Annotated in this window: 23 protein-coding genes and 1 pseudogene; 3 read left to right on the top strand and 21 right to left on the bottom strand. The window is 41.5% G+C overall.

Translation table 11 applies throughout. The annotated features are described in order from the left end of the window. Nucleotides 1-224: 224 nt before the first annotated feature. From AC4E8B_RS24360 to AC4E8B_RS24380, 5 genes are all read right to left on the bottom strand, one after another. Nucleotides 225-893 (bottom strand): Type 1 glutamine amidotransferase-like domain-containing protein, encoded by a 669-nt coding sequence (locus AC4E8B_RS24360; RefSeq protein WP_490216130.1) that lies wholly within the window; start codon nucleotides 891-893, stop codon nucleotides 225-227. Nucleotides 894-975: 82 nt separating this feature from the next. Next, nucleotides 976-1,401: a VOC family protein gene (locus AC4E8B_RS24365; RefSeq protein WP_490216131.1), complete on the bottom strand. Its 426-nt coding sequence runs from the start codon at nucleotides 1,399-1,401 to the stop codon at nucleotides 976-978. 156 nt (nucleotides 1,402-1,557) lie between these two features. After that, nucleotides 1,558-2,403: an SDR family oxidoreductase gene (locus AC4E8B_RS24370; protein WP_490216132.1), complete on the bottom strand. Its 846-nt coding sequence runs from the start codon at nucleotides 2,401-2,403 to the stop codon at nucleotides 1,558-1,560. A gap of 16 nt (nucleotides 2,404-2,419) precedes the next feature. Next, a complete protein-coding gene (locus AC4E8B_RS24375) occupies nucleotides 2,420-2,812 on the bottom strand; it encodes a hypothetical protein (protein ID WP_490216133.1) in 393 nt (130 codons plus the stop codon). Nucleotides 2,813-3,132: 320 nt separating this feature from the next. After that, nucleotides 3,133-3,315: a DUF6366 family protein gene (locus AC4E8B_RS24380; protein ID WP_490216134.1), complete on the bottom strand. Its 183-nt coding sequence runs from the start codon at nucleotides 3,313-3,315 to the stop codon at nucleotides 3,133-3,135. A 526-nt stretch (nucleotides 3,316-3,841) separates the two neighbouring features. On the opposite strand from AC4E8B_RS24380, the gene AC4E8B_RS24385 reads away from it, so the two are divergent. Beyond that, a complete protein-coding gene (locus AC4E8B_RS24385; RefSeq protein WP_490216135.1) occupies nucleotides 3,842-4,405 on the top strand; it encodes a hypothetical protein in 564 nt (187 codons plus the stop codon). Nucleotides 4,406-4,509: 104 nt separating this feature from the next. Here AC4E8B_RS24385 and AC4E8B_RS24390 read toward each other — a convergent pair whose 3' ends face one another. From AC4E8B_RS24390 to AC4E8B_RS24400, 3 genes are all read right to left on the bottom strand, one after another. Then, entirely contained in the window at nucleotides 4,510-5,055 is a 546-nt protein-coding gene (locus tag AC4E8B_RS24390; protein WP_490216136.1) for a general stress protein, read from the bottom strand. Between the two features lie 169 nt (nucleotides 5,056-5,224). After that, on the bottom strand, nucleotides 5,225-5,854 hold the full coding sequence (locus tag AC4E8B_RS24395; RefSeq protein WP_490216137.1) for a class D sortase: 630 nt from the start codon (nucleotides 5,852-5,854) through the stop codon (nucleotides 5,225-5,227). Beyond that, nucleotides 5,854-6,825, bottom strand: a complete 972-nt coding sequence (locus AC4E8B_RS24400) for a processed acidic surface protein (RefSeq protein WP_490216138.1) — start codon at nucleotides 6,823-6,825, stop codon at nucleotides 5,854-5,856. Before AC4E8B_RS24400 ends, AC4E8B_RS24395 begins: the two co-directional genes overlap by 1 nt. Before the next feature lie 340 nt (nucleotides 6,826-7,165). Between AC4E8B_RS24400 and AC4E8B_RS24405 the strand changes: the two genes are divergently transcribed. Then, nucleotides 7,166-8,560: an IS4 family transposase gene (locus AC4E8B_RS24405; protein ID WP_490216139.1), complete on the top strand. Its 1,395-nt coding sequence runs from the start codon at nucleotides 7,166-7,168 to the stop codon at nucleotides 8,558-8,560. A 567-nt stretch (nucleotides 8,561-9,127) separates the two neighbouring features. Here the strand turns inward: AC4E8B_RS24405 and AC4E8B_RS24410 are convergent. The 8 genes from AC4E8B_RS24410 to AC4E8B_RS24445 all read right to left on the bottom strand — a co-directional run bounded on the left by AC4E8B_RS24410 (nucleotide 9,128) and on the right by AC4E8B_RS24445 (nucleotide 14,690). Beyond that, nucleotides 9,128-9,592: an NUDIX domain-containing protein gene (locus AC4E8B_RS24410; protein ID WP_490216140.1), complete on the bottom strand. Its 465-nt coding sequence runs from the start codon at nucleotides 9,590-9,592 to the stop codon at nucleotides 9,128-9,130. Between the two features lie 43 nt (nucleotides 9,593-9,635). Then, entirely contained in the window at nucleotides 9,636-10,058 is a 423-nt protein-coding gene (locus tag AC4E8B_RS24415; protein WP_490216141.1) for an NUDIX hydrolase, read from the bottom strand. A gap of 292 nt (nucleotides 10,059-10,350) precedes the next feature. Beyond that, nucleotides 10,351-11,484 (bottom strand): DUF4179 domain-containing protein, encoded by a 1,134-nt coding sequence (locus AC4E8B_RS24420; RefSeq protein WP_490216142.1) that lies wholly within the window; start codon nucleotides 11,482-11,484, stop codon nucleotides 10,351-10,353. Next, nucleotides 11,484-12,005: an RNA polymerase sigma factor gene (locus AC4E8B_RS24425; RefSeq protein WP_490216143.1), complete on the bottom strand. Its 522-nt coding sequence runs from the start codon at nucleotides 12,003-12,005 to the stop codon at nucleotides 11,484-11,486. Before AC4E8B_RS24425 ends, AC4E8B_RS24420 begins: the two co-directional genes overlap by 1 nt. A gap of 547 nt (nucleotides 12,006-12,552) precedes the next feature. Beyond that, a complete protein-coding gene (locus AC4E8B_RS24430) occupies nucleotides 12,553-13,017 on the bottom strand; it encodes a CarD family transcriptional regulator (protein ID WP_490216144.1) in 465 nt (154 codons plus the stop codon). A gap of 224 nt (nucleotides 13,018-13,241) precedes the next feature. Continuing rightward, nucleotides 13,242-13,694 (bottom strand): GNAT family N-acetyltransferase, encoded by a 453-nt coding sequence (locus AC4E8B_RS24435; RefSeq protein WP_490216145.1) that lies wholly within the window; start codon nucleotides 13,692-13,694, stop codon nucleotides 13,242-13,244. A gap of 59 nt (nucleotides 13,695-13,753) precedes the next feature. Beyond that, the gene (locus AC4E8B_RS24440) at nucleotides 13,754-13,990 is read right to left on the bottom strand and encodes a hypothetical protein (RefSeq protein WP_490216146.1); all 237 of its coding nucleotides are present in this window, start codon (nucleotides 13,988-13,990) and stop codon (nucleotides 13,754-13,756) included. 163 nt (nucleotides 13,991-14,153) lie between these two features. Further along, nucleotides 14,154-14,690: an HPP family protein gene (locus AC4E8B_RS24445; protein ID WP_490216147.1), complete on the bottom strand. Its 537-nt coding sequence runs from the start codon at nucleotides 14,688-14,690 to the stop codon at nucleotides 14,154-14,156. 260 nt (nucleotides 14,691-14,950) lie between these two features. On the opposite strand from AC4E8B_RS24445, the gene AC4E8B_RS24450 reads away from it, so the two are divergent. After that, nucleotides 14,951-15,313, top strand: coding sequence for a cyclic-phosphate processing receiver domain-containing protein (locus AC4E8B_RS24450; protein ID WP_490216148.1), 363 nt, complete (start codon nucleotides 14,951-14,953; stop codon nucleotides 15,311-15,313). 252 nt (nucleotides 15,314-15,565) lie between these two features. Here AC4E8B_RS24450 and AC4E8B_RS24455 read toward each other — a convergent pair whose 3' ends face one another. The 5 genes and pseudogenes from AC4E8B_RS24455 to AC4E8B_RS24475 form a co-directional block, all read right to left on the bottom strand. Next, on the bottom strand, nucleotides 15,566-15,913 hold the full coding sequence (locus AC4E8B_RS24455) for a helix-turn-helix domain-containing protein (protein ID WP_490216149.1): 348 nt from the start codon (nucleotides 15,911-15,913) through the stop codon (nucleotides 15,566-15,568). 49 nt (nucleotides 15,914-15,962) lie between these two features. Next, nucleotides 15,963-16,345 (bottom strand): annotated as a pseudogene (locus AC4E8B_RS24460) (DUF3267 domain-containing protein). A 140-nt stretch (nucleotides 16,346-16,485) separates the two neighbouring features. Then, complete coding sequence (locus AC4E8B_RS24465) at nucleotides 16,486-16,947, bottom strand: NUDIX hydrolase (RefSeq protein WP_490216150.1); 462 nt, start codon at nucleotides 16,945-16,947, stop codon at nucleotides 16,486-16,488. Nucleotides 16,948-17,079: 132 nt separating this feature from the next. Continuing rightward, entirely contained in the window at nucleotides 17,080-17,508 is a 429-nt protein-coding gene (locus AC4E8B_RS24470) for an NUDIX hydrolase (RefSeq protein ID WP_490216151.1), read from the bottom strand. A 45-nt stretch (nucleotides 17,509-17,553) separates the two neighbouring features. Continuing rightward, nucleotides 17,554-17,907 (bottom strand): YciI family protein, encoded by a 354-nt coding sequence (locus AC4E8B_RS24475; RefSeq protein WP_101548637.1) that lies wholly within the window; start codon nucleotides 17,905-17,907, stop codon nucleotides 17,554-17,556. Nucleotides 17,908-17,914 lie beyond the last annotated feature (7 nt).

A 17,914-nucleotide genomic window follows, 5' to 3' on the forward strand; every position in this document is an offset into this window, starting at 1 on the left:
CCCCCGTTGTTTCTTACTTGTATTCTCAGTACTCTGTATAACCGGTATTCAGTAATACTTATTACTAACTATATAGTAGTGCAGAGTAGCATGCTCTGTCAAGGGCGAAAAAGCTGTTTGCTGCCCATTTTTTCACAAAGAAAAAAAGCCGCCTTGCCGGCAGCTGATCGAGAATACTGGACTCTATTCATTATAGGAAGCAAATCTTTACTGCAGGGGTCAACTCATTTGGAAAAAAGCTTCCACTGCCCTTCAGAGACAACTTCTACTGCTCCGTCAATCACTTTGATTGCCGTTTGATCGTCCATAGCATACGCGGGCCCCTGTATTTCGGCGGCCCATTTTTCTGCGGCAGCAATGGTGTTTTCCGGCAGCAGCTCATGATCCAGGTGCGGAAACATTGAAAATTCGACCAATCCCAGCGCGGCATCACCGCCGCTGGGCGGATTCCAGCCAATGAAGTATTCTCCGATGTTAGGTGCCATCACCATGCTCCCGGCACTCATTCCCACATAGACTGCCTGCAGGGACGGCAAGAGGTCTGCCAGCCCGGACTGCCTCATCCAGTGGTTCAGGTAGAGGGCATCGCCCCCCGACACCAGCAGGACGTCCGTCTCACGGACCAGCGGCACCCATCGGTCCTCACTGATGCTTGGGAGCGCTGTAAGCTCCAGCACACCGACCGACTTCCAGCCCAGATTGACCATGGGATTATCGGGGCTTCCGCTGATGAACTCCCAGGCTTTGACGCCGGGGCCGACCCAGGGGTGTCCGTACATTGCGGTTGGGATGCACAGTGCGGTGGAGTCAGAGATCGGCTTACCCAGCATATCAACTAGTGCTTCGTGTATGCTTGTGTTATTAACGCCTGCAGAAGTAAGCAGAAATTTCATAAACTCTCTCCTTGCCGCTTATTTTCCGGGACGCAGGGATAGGATGTCCATCCCACCCTATATAATCCCGGTCCCCAATGAGTTATTCCTTAGCCGCTGCAGAAACCTGCCACTTCACACCAAATTTATCACTTACCTGTCCATATAACGGACTCCAGAAAGTCTCTTGAAGCGGCATGTCCACTTGCCCGCCATCCTGAAGCTTAGCGAATATTTCCTTCGTCTGTTCTAACTCATCTATCATAAGAGCGATCGTCACCTGAGAGCCTATTTGGTAAGGCTGTCCAGGAAAAGTGTCAGAAAGCATCAAATCCATATTCCCTACCTTCAGGTGAGCATTCATTACACGCTCCTTTACTTCAGGCGGGGAGGGAAATTCCGGGTTGTCAGGCATATCGCCAAACGTTTGGACGGAAATCACCTCTGCATTTAAAGCATCTTTATAGAAAGTCACTGCCTCTTGCCCGTTTCCATTCATTACTAAGTACGGATACATCGCTTTAATCATCAAGCACACCTCTTTACCTTAATTTAATTGGCAGAATCACCATTCTTATAATTCAATAGCCTGTCAAAAATACCTGCCTTAAAAATTGTTAATTTTCTAAAAGGCTGCCTGTCAGGTCCCTGCCCCTATTCACCAAGCAGTAAAATAATCACCAGCCTAAATCCATTTACCTTTATAATCTTTAATGTATGTACGAATGTTTGTCGGCTTCCTGCCTGTGATCTCTTCATATTCATGCGTAATTCCTTTGGCCAACCCCATTTTGGTGGGGAAGTGAATGCCGATGACAACATTGACGAATGCTTTATCCACACCTTTTTTCAGCATGAATTCTTTAAATTCTTTTACGGAGGGATTAGTGTACTGAACCGGAAATCCCAGTTCTTCGCTCATGATATTTGCGACCTGATAAAAATCTGGGGCTTCGTCTCCCGTGATGACATACTTCCTATTTTCATGTCTTTTTGGCTCTTGAAAAGCGTGTACAGCAACCTCGGCAAGATCCCTTGTATCTACAAAGCTGGTTTTCCCCTTCCCGGCAGGCACAAAAATACGCTGTCTTTCTTTCAATTCGTCCAAGAGAAAGTCATTTAAATTTTGCATAAAATAACCGGCACGGATAAACGTATAAGGGACTCCCAGCTTTTTTAGCAGTTTCTCATTTTTAAAATGATGGATGAACGGCAGGAACTGAACATCTTTAACAGACAAATAGACGATATGGCTGATACCCTTACCCTTGGCCATCCGCAGAAATTCTTCAAACTCAATCTTGTCTCCAGGCGGGTAAATCAAAAAAATTTTATCAATCTGATGCAATGCGTTCTCAAATGTCCCTGGATCTGCAAAATCGAGCGCAGTAAACTCATACCCCTCTCCAAACTCGCGCTTAGCTCTTTCCACGTTTCTTACAGCGCATTTGAAGGGGATCTCTTTTTCTCTTAACTTTCTTGCCACCTCAAACCCGACTTTGCCATTAAATCCTGTTACGAGAATACTCACCTTATTTCTCCACCCTTTAATAATTCTCCCAAAACAAATGCTTCAAGTCTGACACTCCGTTCACTTCTTTCCTGAACCATTCCATATTTCCCGCAAACTTCGACGAACCAGGGAACTCGATCCTTGCTGCACGATTTCCCTGAATACACCTGATTGCACCTCTGTAACTGGGCGGCTCCTTTAGGTTTTCTTTGTATGTCCAAACATAGGGTACCATTTCATACTGATAGTCGATTGCAAGTGAATCAAAATACTTCTTAGATACAACCTCTTTTATTTGCCTGTATGTAAACTCATCCAGTCCCCATCGGATTACACTGTCACCATCAGGCAGTTCAACATTTAATTTAACGTATCTTCCAATCTGGTCCTTTGACACATCAAGAATCTGAAAGTTAGTTAAACTCATAAGCAGGGCCGTACCTCCTTCTGCATAATGCCGTAATTGAAAGGGAAAATTAAGTGGATTCTAATTAAAGTTTGAGGGTGATTATTGCGGGTTCAGCAGGATTTAAACCGAAATAAAGGTGAGCCCCTTTAGTTCACTTTTTTTGCTGTTTTATACAAAAGAAAGCCAGTGGCAAAAGTTAGGACTATTAAGATCATATGACTAAGAATGGAATTAAATCCGTAACGATATTGAAAATCATCCAATATCCCCGAGTATATGCCTGCCATTATAGCTATTATAAGGATTCTCGCTATGCCCATTTTAGACACTCCTTTCTATCAGTTAGAGCAGCCTCTTACTAAAAAAATAAACCCCGCGATTATCAGGATAGAGATCACATTAACCAGGCAGCCCTTGCCGGGTGTACCTGTCACAGCTTGAGTCAAAGAATTATTTAAAGCAGCTCCCGGATTTTTCTGCTGTTCTTTTGTCTTTAGCCGTTCTCGTTCTTTCTCAGACATTGTCCTCTCTCCCTATATGCTTTCTATGTATTTTTTATTTTCAGCCGAGTCATTGCTGGTTGTACGACATAATTCCCAGTATCGCCCCAACCCTGCGCCGAATGCTAAACCGATTCCTGCCCATTTAACTTCTGTCTTCTTTTTAATAGGATCCAAAATAAATACCGCGCAACATCCTATCTTTATTTACTTTACCTAAAAACCAGAATACGCTTTCAACTGCTTCTTCTTGTCCTACAGAGGAGATGCACCCTACCCATCAAGCCATAACTGAACATACTCCTGGATGATTCGGGATTGCGCCATTTGGCTTGGTTGTCTACCAAGATGGAATCTTTCCTTTTTCCCAAAACAATTGGGATAAGTTGACATACATTCTATAAAATAAATTCTGTTAAAATCCAAATAATCCTGCCCGGATGGCAGTAAAGCAGGAAGACGGCGGATTTTTTCAAATGAAGAGTTTCCCACTGACGCCTTATGTTAATATTAGGAAACGCTGCAAAGCTGCAGAGAGGTGATTTTTATGGGCATTGTATTTATGCTTGCCATTGCGGCGCTTTTCTTTTACCAGATTTTCATTAAAGCAGATCGAGACGAGTGGAGCGGCTATCATCCTCGTTCCTTTTCATTGTTAGCCAGGTATTTGTTTTTCGGAACAATGATTTCTTTATATGCCTATTTCACATTCAGGATAGCGTGGCTGCCGTGGATCGCTCTTTATTCTCTATTGGGGGTCTTCATCGGTTTTAAACCGGAGGATGCAGAAGCGAAAACCGGAAAAAGAACGTTTATACTAATTGCATTCCTTTTGCTCATTTTCAATATGATCAGGATCCCGACCCAACCTGATTCATTTCAGGACTATATCAGCAGTAAAGAAACGTATCAATGCATCCATAGCTTCGAATGTGTGAAAATGACTTCCGTTATAAATTCTGATGATTCTCTGGAAACAAAGGTCGAGGTCTTATCTGTCGAAGGACACTCTTATCGTTCGTATTTTTTATTTGCAAAGGCTTCTATGAAACTGGAAAGCGAGAAAGAGCGGAGAGGAATCAATATTGCGGGATTTTGGTTTGAATATTGAATGAAGCTGTATTTCTTTAATCCTCATAATAAAACAGCGCAGTCGAATAATGACTGCGCTGCCTCAGTTATGGAGTCCTTGATAGGGATGCATTGCTCAATTGATCAAGTAGTGATTACATACATGTCAGTGTTCATTGAGCGGTAATGTGTAAATGTTTGTTCTACCTGTTCTCTTTGTTCTTCATCGACTTCCACCATTACCAGGATATTGCCTTCCTTTAAATACCTGTTATATTCTTTTGCTTTGTCTTCCGGTATGCCAGCGCCCGTTAAAGCCCCGACGATTCCGCCGCCAGTGGCACCGATGGCCGCGCCGCTTAACGTAGTCGCCAGCGGCCCCGCAGCCGCCAAAGCGCCGATTCCAGGTATGGTAAGGAGACCAACTTCAGCAATCAGGCCGACGATTCCGCCTAACACACCGCCTGTGCCTGCCCCGATGCCCGCTCCTTTCCCAGCATGTTCTCCTCTGTCTGAACCATGGTCAATCTCTTCAACATCTGTCTTATTCTCAATATTTTCTAAGGTGCTGTCATCTTTTGCAAGAACAGAGATATGGTCTTTATCAAATCCGCTGTCTTTTAAACTTTCTATCACTCTCACTGCTTCATCCGAATTTTGAAATACTCCGCCAACAATCATTTTTTCCATGTTAAAACTCCTCCTTCTTAAATTTTATTTCCCGATAAGTTTCTGCACATAACAGCAGGTACATTTTACCCATACCCTGCATAAAATCGAGTAAACACAAGCCTTTTGGCTGTTCAGATATATTGGTGAAATTGGAATTTGATATTTTCGGGAAATTTTACAATCACTTTTATATAGAATTTTCCGGATTGGCATCCGAGTCTATCAGGCTGCCGAACAGGACGAATCGTTCAGGTGCATTTCCAATAAAGCTGAAAGGGTAGCAGGTTGTAACGGTCAGTGATGCCTTGGGCTTCGGGACGATAACTGTCCTGTCATCGGCGTCAACAATACGGATCTTTTCGACTCTGTAGGTAAAACTGCCTGCTGTGGTTTTAACCACCATCAGATCGCCGTTTTCCACTTCACCCAGCCGGCGGAATACTGTATCCCTGTGTCCGGACAATACACTGTTGTTATTCTCCCCTGGAAAAACACTTCCGGAAAAATGCCCCACACCCTTTGCCAGCTGGTCTTCATCTGCTCCTTCATATATCGGAATAGCAATTTCCAGCTTGGGTATGGTTATTTCACCGAACTTCTCCCCGGCAGCAGGTTTTTCCGCATAAAGGGGTTCTCCTTTGCTTTGTTTTACATCTCCCGCATCTTTACCAGGAACAGGCTGATGATCTGCCTTGACTTCTTCTACCGCAGAATACCCTTTCACCCAGCTGACAGTATGGTTTACAGCCAGGAACAATCCTGAGATGATCAGGAGACAGCCAAGGAGAGGAACAATAAATCTGTTCCAGCTGCCCATCAGCGGTCACCGAATTTTCTCCTGGCAGCCAGCATCATACCGCCCAGCATGGTCACTCCAACACCGAGTAACGCGTAAGAAAGGGAATCTGACGCCGTTTCAGGCATTTCTGCGCCATTTTCGGTTTCAGCATTGCTTGGCGATTCACTTGTGTAGTATCTCAATGCGTCGCCCAAGTTATAAAGGAACTGATAGTCCTCAGGAGTTTCACCATACTCTTCCAGAAGTGATTTATATTCATCTTCTGTCAGTCCATATTCTTGAATCAATTCCATCTCATTTTCATCATTCAGCACAGGGCCCACTTTCGCTACCAGATCTTCCAATTGGTCAAAATCATCCAGGTTCATATCATAATTGTCATTCAGATAGGTATTGAATTCATCCATAGACCAGCCCAAAGGCTCCAAGTAGGTTTCCTCTACCCTTGACATGAAAACATCATCGTTCCCATATGAATCCGGTTTGTTATTAACGGTCCCTTCAATTGTTTCATCAGTCTTTTCCGGCTCAGTACTTTCATCTGATCCTGATTCCTCTGTTTCATTTTCTTCATCCGTTATATTAACAGGCTCGAACCCTTCTTCTAACAGGGCATTTTCGAGGTCCCCGGCGAAATAGATATTATCCCGATTTTCGTATTGATCGAGCATAGTGACAAGCCCGGCACTATCAAGATCGTATTTTTCCATAATATCAAGGATGTTTTGGTCCCCTCTGTCTCCATTGGCAATAGACTCCAGATCAATCGGTTCGCCAAGGTCACCCTCAAGGTCACCAACTGTGTCATAATCTGCTAAAGAGGTTCCATAGTTTTCTTCCAGATAGTTATTCCAATCATCTTCTGTCCATCCAGTCAATGCAGGATATTGATCCTTCACCTCATTATATTCAACTGCACCTGCGAAATGGGGAGCAGTTCCTAATGCCAGAGTTGAAGCAACTGCTGCTGTCATGATCTGCTTTTTCACACTTGACTCCTCCTTTTTTTAATACTTTTGGCGGCTTTTCTAAAAAGTACATACCAGCCTGCCAAAATAAATAAAAGCCAATCTGTGTTGTTTGGCCTATATTTTTCAGTTACCCTTGAGAAATGTGATAAAACGGCAAATTTCATTTTGAACCAAGGGGTGAACCAAGGGGACAGGTCCCTTGGCCCAAATGCCGGCGGAAAAGCCAGGGGGTCAGGTCCCTTGGCCCAAGAAAGCCAGGGGGTCAGGTCCCATATCCATCAAGTTAAGCAAATAAATACCACATTTCTGGTAAATGGCCTATTCTTTCTATAAATCCTTAGAAAGGTGGGCTTTTTGTATGGTTAAACTTACCTTTAAAGACGAATTTAAACTCTTGTCTGATGAACTTGGTCGCATCTTCTCTTCCGATTTTCTTGATGAACTGGCTAAGACGCATAAATTTAAGCAGAGGAAAGGCAAGCTGGAGCCGTTGGATTTTGTGTCATTATGTTCGTTCTTTAATGAAGGCTCAGGAGTCAAATCGTTGTCAAGTCTATGCGCGCTCCTTACAGCGGAGCGAAAAGTCTCTCTTAGCACCGAAGGATTGAATCAGCGGTTTAATAAGAACGCTGTGGATATGATGAAGGTCATTTTTCGCCAACTCTTCACCAGGCAGTTCCTCAAAAATAAGATTCCAGGTCTCGATGCCATGGGATTCAGCCGTATTCGAATCCTTGACTCTTCCAGCTTTGAACTTCCCATTATGTATGAAGATGAATATCTCGGCTGTACTAAGTCTAAATCGGGTGTGAAATTACAATTAGAATATGAATTGCTTACAGGAAGCTTCCTTCACCTCGAAGTCCAGAATGGCAGGAGCAGTGATCAAAAATATGGTCCTACGTTGCTTAAAACAATAGAGAAAAGGGATTTAATCATACGGGACCTTGGCTACTTCAACGTCGAGGAATTGTACCAGATCGCCCAGAAGGGCGCTTACTATCTCACTCGCCTAAAGCCAACCACTACACTATTTACAAAGAAAGATGAGGATTTTATCAAATTGGATTTAGCTGAGGTAATGGAAGAGATGGAGGAAGGGGAATGCAGGGAGCTTGTAGATATTTACGCAACGGCGAAAAAACATTATATCCCACGGTTAATCCTTTATAAGTTGACTCCCGGCCAAATCAAGAAAAGGGAAAAAAAGAGAGAGAAAACCGAAAAAAAGAAGGGTGTAAAATTATCACACCCCACAAAAAAACTCTACAAATTGAACATGTTCATCTCAAATATACCACATCAGAGTGTACCCAAGGAAGAAATCCACCTTATATACTCCCTTCGCTGGCAAATCGAAATCCTGTTTAAAACCTGGAAGTCCCTTTTCCAGATTCATAAAGTGAAAAAGATGAAATTGGAACGATTTGAATGTCATTTATACGGAACATTAATCTCTCTTTTGATTAGTTCGACGATTGCCTTTCAGGCAAGGGAGTATCTTTTAAGAAAAAAGAAAAAAGAAACGAGCGAATACAAGTCCATATCCATCACGATGGAGTTTATTCCAAAGCTGTTTGAAGCAATTATTTCCAGCAAGACTTCCATACTGAAAATCTTAAAAGGAATCTATTCCCAGATAGAGAAAAACGGGAAGAAAAGTCATCGGAAAAAGAAGCTGACTGTATTCGATATATTGAAAGTCTCCTATGAAAGGACCGTTGGAATGGCTGCCAAGGATTCAGCAGCTTAAGCATGGTACTTTTGAAAAAATCAATTAATAATGCTTATTTAGGTATGCAGATTTTTAGATTAGCCTCAAAGCATTAGCACATTCCTCTTCACTTTCAAGTTAGCTTGATGGATATGGGGTCAGGTCCCTTGGCCCAAGAAAGCCAGGGGGTCAGGTCCCTTGGCCCAAAACAATTATGAGAATACAAAAAGGTGCCCTGCCCCCGCTTTCAGTAACGTTTTACAAAAACGGGGACGGGCACCTATTTAGAAAGCTTTTTCAAGTACATCTACTCTTCTGGAATAGATTTATCAATACTATCATGATTTTTTTTCAACGTGTTGTTGATGTTATTCAGGCTCAATAATATAAAACCAAGCATAATAAAAGTCACAATTTCCCTTGTAAAAAAAGACACAATTCCTAAGATCACGAAATATAGGCTATACCACCGATTGCTCATAACAACGCCTCCTTATTTTTGAGAGCCGGGGAGCCGGGGAGCCGGGGGGACAGGTCCCTTGGCCCAGTCTGTAAAACCGGACAGCAGGCCTCCCCATATCTCCTTTTGTGAATGGTTTGCCTAAATTAAAGTCGAAACTCCTCAATCAGATCAATATTCCTTCTATGTATGGCATAATCCTGGATTTGCTTTCCTATGTTTGCATATAGCTGAATATCTCCCAGCTGCGATAATGCTATCCACTTTACGCCAGTCTGATTTGGGTCTGGCTGTGCCGGCAGCCTTGCAGCCGAACGACTTTGCTTTGTACCTTCGAACATCATTACTAAGGTATGGACCGGCCCAAATTTTTCACCATTCAAATGCGGTTCATACTCATAGACAAAGGCCAATGGGCCGACCTCCACTTCTATGCACGCCTCTTCTTGAGCTTCTCTTTTGGCGGCATCTGTAATAGATTCGCCAGGCTCCACACCTCCAGCAGGCAAATCATACACAATGCCTCTGTTTGGGTCGTTATACTCTGTCAGCAGAATCCTTTTATCCTCGATAATGACCACACCTGCTCTAACTCTTATATGACAAGACATACTCTCCGTTTCCTTTCCAAAAAAGATGTCACCTCTTTGCTGCCTAACCCACTTCCCCCTGAAAAACATAAGGAGCTGATTGCCCCAGCATATACCTAATCCCAGTTTTATGGTAAGGCATCATCTCATCAGCGGTTTCCAAACTCACCCATTTCACTTCTGAAATCGTTTCAATATCCTGTATGCTGATTTCACCGCTGACGATTCTAGCTTTGAAGGTGATAAAAACAGCGTGATGATCATGATTTATCATCATCGCTTCATTTACAGAAAGTATGTGATCAACCTCAATCGCTAGGCCTGTTTCTTCTTTAGCTTCACGAACAGCTGCCTGCGACAAGGTCTCTCCTGCTTCAACCGAACCGCCTGGCAGAGACCAGTTATCATACTTAGAATTCTTCACAACCAATACCTTCTCTTCTATTCCGTCATAAATAAGTGAATAGACCACATCTACTCTTTTCATGCACACACCCCTTTTCCACTCATACCTTCTGCACCTCATACACCAATCCCTTCTTTTTCCATCCACCCTGAGCCAGAGGGACAGACCCCTTGGCCCATTCTCATACTAACTTGGCGAGAAAACCAATCCTATGAAGACTCTCCCGCTTTACATATCTCTCTTCTATATCTATTACTTCCTTATTGAATCAATCAAAAAAAAGCCGCCATACGGCAGCTTATCTTGAGCAGAATTCCCCATCGGGTATATGAGACCTTATATATGAAATGACAAAGTTAAAAGTGCCTCAAACCTACTCAGTCAGCGGTATTTTAATATCTCCACCGACTTCAAGAATACAATCCTGCCGGTCCTTAACAGGGCCAAATATCATAATATATTCATCCTCTGCACCTTCTACCTCGCCCTTACTAAAAACGGGATCGACTTTTTCACCCGCAGATTTCAAAAATACACCAGATTGATTATCATCCACGATATAACCGTATTCTTTATCGATTTTCCTGGCATTAAGGAATTGATGTTCTAATTTGCTCATGATTTTGTATTGCATTCCACTTTCATCTGTAAGGAGTTTTGTGTCAGATCCAGTAATAACCAATCTTGTTTCAAATGCCGAGAACTCCGCCTGCTTAATTCTGTAAGTTTCGTTTTCAAAGGTGAAATCTTTGTTTATTTCCATCGTTTCTCTTTCAGAGACTGCAGATGGATCGAGCTTGAATTCAATGGGCCAAACCGTTTGTATACTGCGGGTTTCATCGCCCTCATAAATGGTCAGATTTTTGATTTCCAGACGAATGTTTTTTCCTTGATATTTCTTTATAGATTCAAAAGATTCAGCTTCAAATACTTTATTTTCTTCCTTATCATAATATCTGCTTCCCCAGCCTACGTTGTTTAATTTCTTCTGCTCATTTCCGGCTATCAGATTAATGGAAGTATCACCTTCAAAAATATCCAGATAATAGTTTTTTAAATTTGTTTTGTCACTGTGATAGGCAAGCAGCAGTTTCGTCTCTTTATCATCTGTCATTACGCCTTGGAAATGCACCGTTATGCCATGTTCTTTATCATAATATTTTTGATCAAGGGCCTGGCCCTGATCCAGGTTGATTGCAGTCCTGACGCCTGTATCATCAATATGCCTGCTCGAAAATATTTGATCATACATCTCTTGAATCGCCGCTAATGCGGGTGTAAAAATAAGTGTGGAAGCAAGGATCAAGCACGCTGCTGCAGCTAATGAAAATTTCATTTTAAGTATTCTCTTTTTGCTGGATTTACTGGAATAACCCGGGAAATAAATTTCTTCTTTCAATTCAATTTTTTCTGTTTTATGTACCTTAAGCTTGATTTCATCCCAGACATCCGGAACCTGCTTATCAATAGCCCGGTCTAAATGCTTCAGTATTTTTTTCTTATCCATCAGAACTCCTCCTTCATCACACCTGTTCTCAGTTTTTTAAGAGCCATACTGTATTTCCAAAGGACCGTACCTAATGACCTTTTTATTATTGGTGCAATTTCTCTGTGCTTCATCCCGAGGATATCCTTCATGATGACAATCTGCCTTTCCTCGCTATTCAATAACTGCAGGTATTTTGATAAAATCATCTGGTCTAAAGGATCTTCCGATATATATTGAATACGTTCAAAATAATCATCGTTAAATCCTGTTATTTCACGCTTATTCTTTCGATAAAGATCTAATGCTGTGTTTCTGGATACACTAATAAGCCAGGCTTTAACATTTGAAATCTCCTGATGCTGCATATGCCGGTAAAGCTTGATATACACTTCCTGCAGCACATCTTCAGCCAATTCGAAATCTCTAAGTATAGATAGCGCCATGGCAAATACATGCTTTTTATGTTCGCTGAATAATTGCTTGAAATCCGGCCCGGAATCAGCATAATCAGCTTGTTGATGGAAATTCTTTTTAGTCATTACGCACCCCCTTACAAACTAGACGTGTGAATAATCTTTTTTATTGGTAAAAAGAAAAATTTTTTTCTCAAATGCAGTTAGCGCAAACAGACTGCTCCAAACTATATTTTAAACATACTCGCTAAAATGCTTTAGGGCATCAGGTAAATTGAAAACGAAAAAAAAGCCGCCATAAGGCAGCAGGAAAAGTAAAAAAGAGACAGAAGGACCGTTCCTTGTTCCGCTATAAAGGCCGGAAGGGAAACCCGTCTCATGTCTCATTCAATATATTGTATACCCAAAACAATGAAAGCCCTGCCTCTCTTTCATCCTTACGGCTCCAAGTCCGTGCCAGTGTGAATCAGGATTGCAAAAATCAAGTGACTATTTAAAAATCAAATTTGGTAAAACTTCGAACGTTCGCAAAGGAAATAATAGGGATGGATAGGTTGCAGAAATAAAGAGGTTATTGCTCTAAGGGTGAGTTGGAGAAGTTTAAAAGAATTTACTTTTTATAATCAGCAATTCCCCAGAGGTGTCTGGAGAAGTTCTTCATTTTAAATAATTCTTAACAAAAACTTTTCAGCTGGTTTTCAGTGATTCCTTCAATCAATCCAAGTTCACTGATTAAAAATTCATGAGCGTTATCTAACATTCTTTTCTCGCTTGAATTAAGTGCTTTTTCTTTCTTCATCCGCATTAGATCACGTACAACTTCGGTACATTCCTGGATATTGCCTGTTTTTATTTTGTCCGTGTTCACTTTATATCTTTGTTTCCACGGCAGCAATCCATCTGATTCCACCCCATCTTGAAAAACGTTTATGAGATGTTTCAATGTCACTATGTCCGTAACAGGGCGTATACCTGAACTCAATATTTTACCCGCAGGAATCATGACTTGCATATTGCCGATCAGCATCTTTATGACATAATACTGTTGTTTTTCCCCTAGGATTTCTTTTTCTTCTATGGCTTTAATGATCCCTACTCCGTGCATTGGATAAACAATGGTATCGTCAATTTGGAACAAGTAATCCACCTCCATAAATGGTAACAGTCTTAACTATAACACATATAATAATTATAATCAAATTTTTAATAATATCACAATTTAATTTCCACCGTCAACAGTTTTCCCTCCAAAAATCAAAAAAGAGCCAAGGGGTAAAGAGCCAAGGGGTCAGGTTCCTTGGCCCATTCCTTCAGTACCGGTACAAAGGACCAGTCCCTTTACCTCCAAGCAGGGAGCAGCTTTTACTCAAAGATTGTATATTTTAATAAGAGCTCTCCATTCTGCGGATCTCTTTCATTCATATACTCAAAACCAATACTTTTGTATAAGCGATAAGCTGTCCTGTTTTCTTCTTTGATACTTAAGTAGATAATATTTACTTCATATTGTCTTGAAACGATATCAATCAGTTTCATCATCGCCAATTTTCCCAGGCCTTTGCCTTGATATTTTTCATCAATCATGATTCTGTCAATCCAAGTATCTTTATTGGGGCCAAAAGAACCGTACATGGCAAAGCCAATCACTTCTTCATCTTTATATACAGCCACTGGCTGCCATTCACTGCAGGCACTCGCTTCCTCCAAACACTCATCTACAGTTTCAATGAACTTTTCCTGTCCGGGCTTTAGTTTGATATTCCTGACTTTGTATTTATTGGAATCATCAATTTTTCTGAAATGGACATTACTCATGTTTTAAGCTAAGCCTCCCCTCTTGGTAAAAAATCCTCCTGGCTGTTACGTAAATTCCGTTATGACAATAACAGTTTTAGTGAAAGGAAAATAGCCAAAAGCGATATGGCTATAATCCCGTATGCAAACGGGGATTTTTTGTTTTCTTTGAAGGCTCGGATGCCCAGAATGATCAGGTTTAATGACAATAAGATATATGCGATGTATAACAGCTCACTGTATCGATCATTGCTCCATGCAAATAACACTAATAACGCAGCTGGAAAAATGAGCATGGCTCTTAACTTTTTTTCCATCCCAGCTCTCCTCTCATAAGATGCCTTTACTATAATAATACCGATATTAACCAGACACCTGTACCTTTTCTGAAACAAGAAAAGCCGCCTGGATGGCAGCTGCTTCTGCTTTCAAGTATTCAGACCGGATAAAAAATGACTCTCTGCACAGAAGTGCGATTCGTCACATATTCCTCTCACTATATTTAACACCAATGCCATCTAACCATTCTCTAAGCTTCATTCTGGGCATGTATTCTTTTAACGTATAGATAAACGTGTCATTTTCACTTTCAAACTCCAGCTGTACGGGTTCGCTGTTATCAAGGACGATGACAACCTGATTAATATCATTCCACAGAGTTACTTCTTCTTTAAATCCCTCCAGTGGTGCATTGTGGATCCCTGTTGAGTCAATATAGGTGTATGTATGAAGGGCACTAAATATAAGCACAAATGCAATCAATATTGCAAGCACACCAACAGCCTTTATCCACAATTTCTTAAACAAGAAAAGCAGAATACCTGCTGTTATAAGCAGACCGCCCACTATATTCACCACATAGGCTTTACTCGGCGTATCCTGAAAATAAACAGTCTCAGGGAATATATTTGTTTTTTGATATAACATCATTATCAGAAAACCAAGAGGAAGCCAGCCCAAGGCAAAGATAATCCCCAAAGTAAATATCTTCGGCCTATTTGAAAATTTAATTTCCAACTATATCCCCCCTAAAATTAAAACGGCAGACGGAAAAGCTCCCGTGCTAACATGGCGATTAGTATGTATTGACTCTTATATATGAATATACGAATGAGGCATGACCAAAGTAACAGTTTCCTGTTAAAAACTTGCGTTTACGTTAGCAGTTTAACTGACTGCCATAGTAAAGAATGTTAGCCTATACGTTAAAGATGTGTTATGGTTTTAATGAAGGACAAGAGATTTTTCTTTGTCACTCTTAATTAAGGGGGCGAAATTTGAAGAAAATTAATGTATTCCTGGATGACTATCGGAAACCGCCGGCTGGCTTCGTATATGTTAATACAATTGTGGAATGCTTAGAACTGCTCCGCACCTATAAAATTGGCCATTTATCACTGGACCATGACCTGGAAAGCAAAAGAGAAAACGGTATGCTTCTGGTCAACATTATGGTCAGGGAAAAACTCTCTGCAGACCATATAACCGTTCATTCAGCTAATGCGGTTGGCGGAAAAGCCATGTTTAAATGCCTTAAGCTGGCCCAAAGCAACCATATTTACTCCTTTGACACGACCCTCTCTTTAAGACCCCTGCCCTTGGATTCTTATACTCCCATCATGCTGAAACATTACCAATAACATAGATTGGCCAAGGGATATGACTCTCTTGGCTTATTTTTTTTTGATAATGGCAATAAGTCTGCAGCCTTCTTTTCAATCATTCGTTGAGAGGCTGTGCAAACAGATGTTTAAGTCATTTTGCTAATAAGTTCAGCTGACAGGCTCAGCTGCCGCCGAACATGAAGGTAGTGACTCATGAATGTGATGGTCATCGCATTCTCCCCCTCAAAAGGTGATCACCATCAGGGATTCAATGCGAATCTTCGCTGATCAGTCATGGTTATTGTTATTATACTTTAACCATTCGTCTATCTCTGATCTAAGAAACCTTTTCTGTTCATCTATTTTTAAATAAGGAATAAACCGATACGTATCATACGTTGTTAAATTAGTTTTTGCTATCATATCTTCCCTGATGATTTTTTCTAATGAATCCTCGCTTATCTGAAGATAGTCGGAAAGCTGATTGATGGTCATTACGTCATTTGCTGGATATGTTAGAGGCTGCGGCTGCTCGCCTTTACCAGCCGAATTTAAGCTATTACCTATAATAAAAGCAGATATTACGATTGATAGACTTAATATCGATGCTCCAATGATATACGTTAGCGGTTTCAAGTGTTAGCCTCCATGTGAAAAAGATATAATCCCTGCTTATTATAAGTGTTCATGCTCCGGCACCTTCTCCTATATCCACTATCAGATCCCGCTGCTGAACAACCCGGTAATACCCCCTGCAAAACACCGCACCTTTCGGCTTTATCGCTATTAATACCAAATTGATGATATCTGCAGCTGAAAAGATGAAATTAATCCAGCTTACAAATAACAGGAGGATCTTTATATCCTCTGATACGAAAATCGCCAAAATGGCTGGCACCACTGACAATCCTATAAACGGCAGGCTCATAAAGACCAAGAATCTTCTTTTTGATAAAACGGCATTTGTATCCAGCCAAAAAAAGGTTCCGCTGAATGTCAGGCTTATATCACCTTTTTTATATACGGTGCCAAAAACATAACAATCTGAAGTAAATAAGCAAATTTCATAAAGCGTTCCCGGAACCAGCTGTTCTGTATGAAAGGGGTCCATTAAGAGGAATTCATATGTAATTGGGGCAAGTGGCGGAACCAATGAATCATAGGGGTGCTCCTTTAATTTTTCAGGTTGTCTTCGCAAAAAAAGAGGGTCAATATAGCCTTCCTGCCAAGTTATAAGGATCCATTTCCCAAGTCTCATAAGGAACGATATTCTTCGCTTTCATCGCATCCAGTGTCCGTGATTTCATGTGAGGCCGGGTTATGTATTCGCCAATATTGTGTTCATTTAAAAGCACAAACCTGGCTTCGCTTATCTCTTCAGGCGGGATTTTGATTTCCCCTTTGATGTGCAATGCTTTAAAAACAACAGATAATATCTGCTTGGTCGAATTATAATAAACACCTGTGATGCCAACGGGCTTGATATGCAGCCCGGTTTCCTCAAGAACTTCCCTTACGACTGCCTGATCAAGCGGCTCCCCAAGCTCCACCTGGCCCCCGGGCATTTCCCATGTATCCTTTCTCCATTGGACCTTAACCAGCAGCACTTCATTCTTTTCGTTTTCAATAAGCGCCGAAACCGCAATAATGTGTTTAGGTATTGTGTGCATATCAGGTGCTCCTATAGTTGATTTATATATAGATTCTAGAGAGAATATGAGAATTCCTTTTTTATCCAAATATTACTACGGTAAAAAGCTGAAGCTGCTAAGCTTACTTAATGGAACTCACCTGATTGTATATCACTGTTCATAGCGTTTTATAAACGCCAATGTCTTTTCGAACAGCTTCGGCTGGATTTCCGGATAAGTAAGGTTTACGGGTAAATCCTCAAACAGTTTGATCTCATCAATTTCTGAAGCAGGCAGCTGGCCCAATTCCCTTATTACTCCAAGGTATAGCCTTCCATATTTTTTAACAGCCGTATCGCCTAATGAATAGTCACATATCGGGATCAACTCGACATCTATACAGCCCGTTTCTTCACATAACTCTCTTTGGGCCGTTCCCTCCATGTTTTCTCCAAATTCTCTATGTCTTCCTGCAATTTCCCATGTGGTTCTATCCTTATGCCTGACATACACCCATTTTCCTTTGTAGATGGCGCTTATTACTGCAAACTTTAACTGCCTCTGGTCCACTTTATCCAGTTGGTAAAATTCCAGTTTCATATAATCGCCTCAGCAGCTTCCGTCCCCTTGACCTGCACTCGCACCTTACTCAAACACCTGCCTAAGTTCAATTTGCCCTTCCCCATTTCCCTGCGGGTCCGGCATCCGCTTAGCCCAACCGATGGCTTCTTCCTTTGACTTCACATCAATCAAAATGAATCCGGCGATCAATTCATTCGTTTCAGCAAATGGACCTTCTGTAATCACCGGATCTTCTCCCGGTTTCGGAAAAGAAATGCGCATCCCATCTGAACTGGGATGAAGTCCTTTCGCCATAACCCTTACACCTGCCTTAACTAGGTCCTCATTGTACTTCGTCATGGCTTCCATTAGTTCAGGGCTGGGAAGATTACGTCCTTCCGAATTCTTTGAGGCTTTGACGATGAGCATAAAGAGCATGAAAACC

Source organism: Bacillus sp. SRL543 (assembly GCF_984799205.1).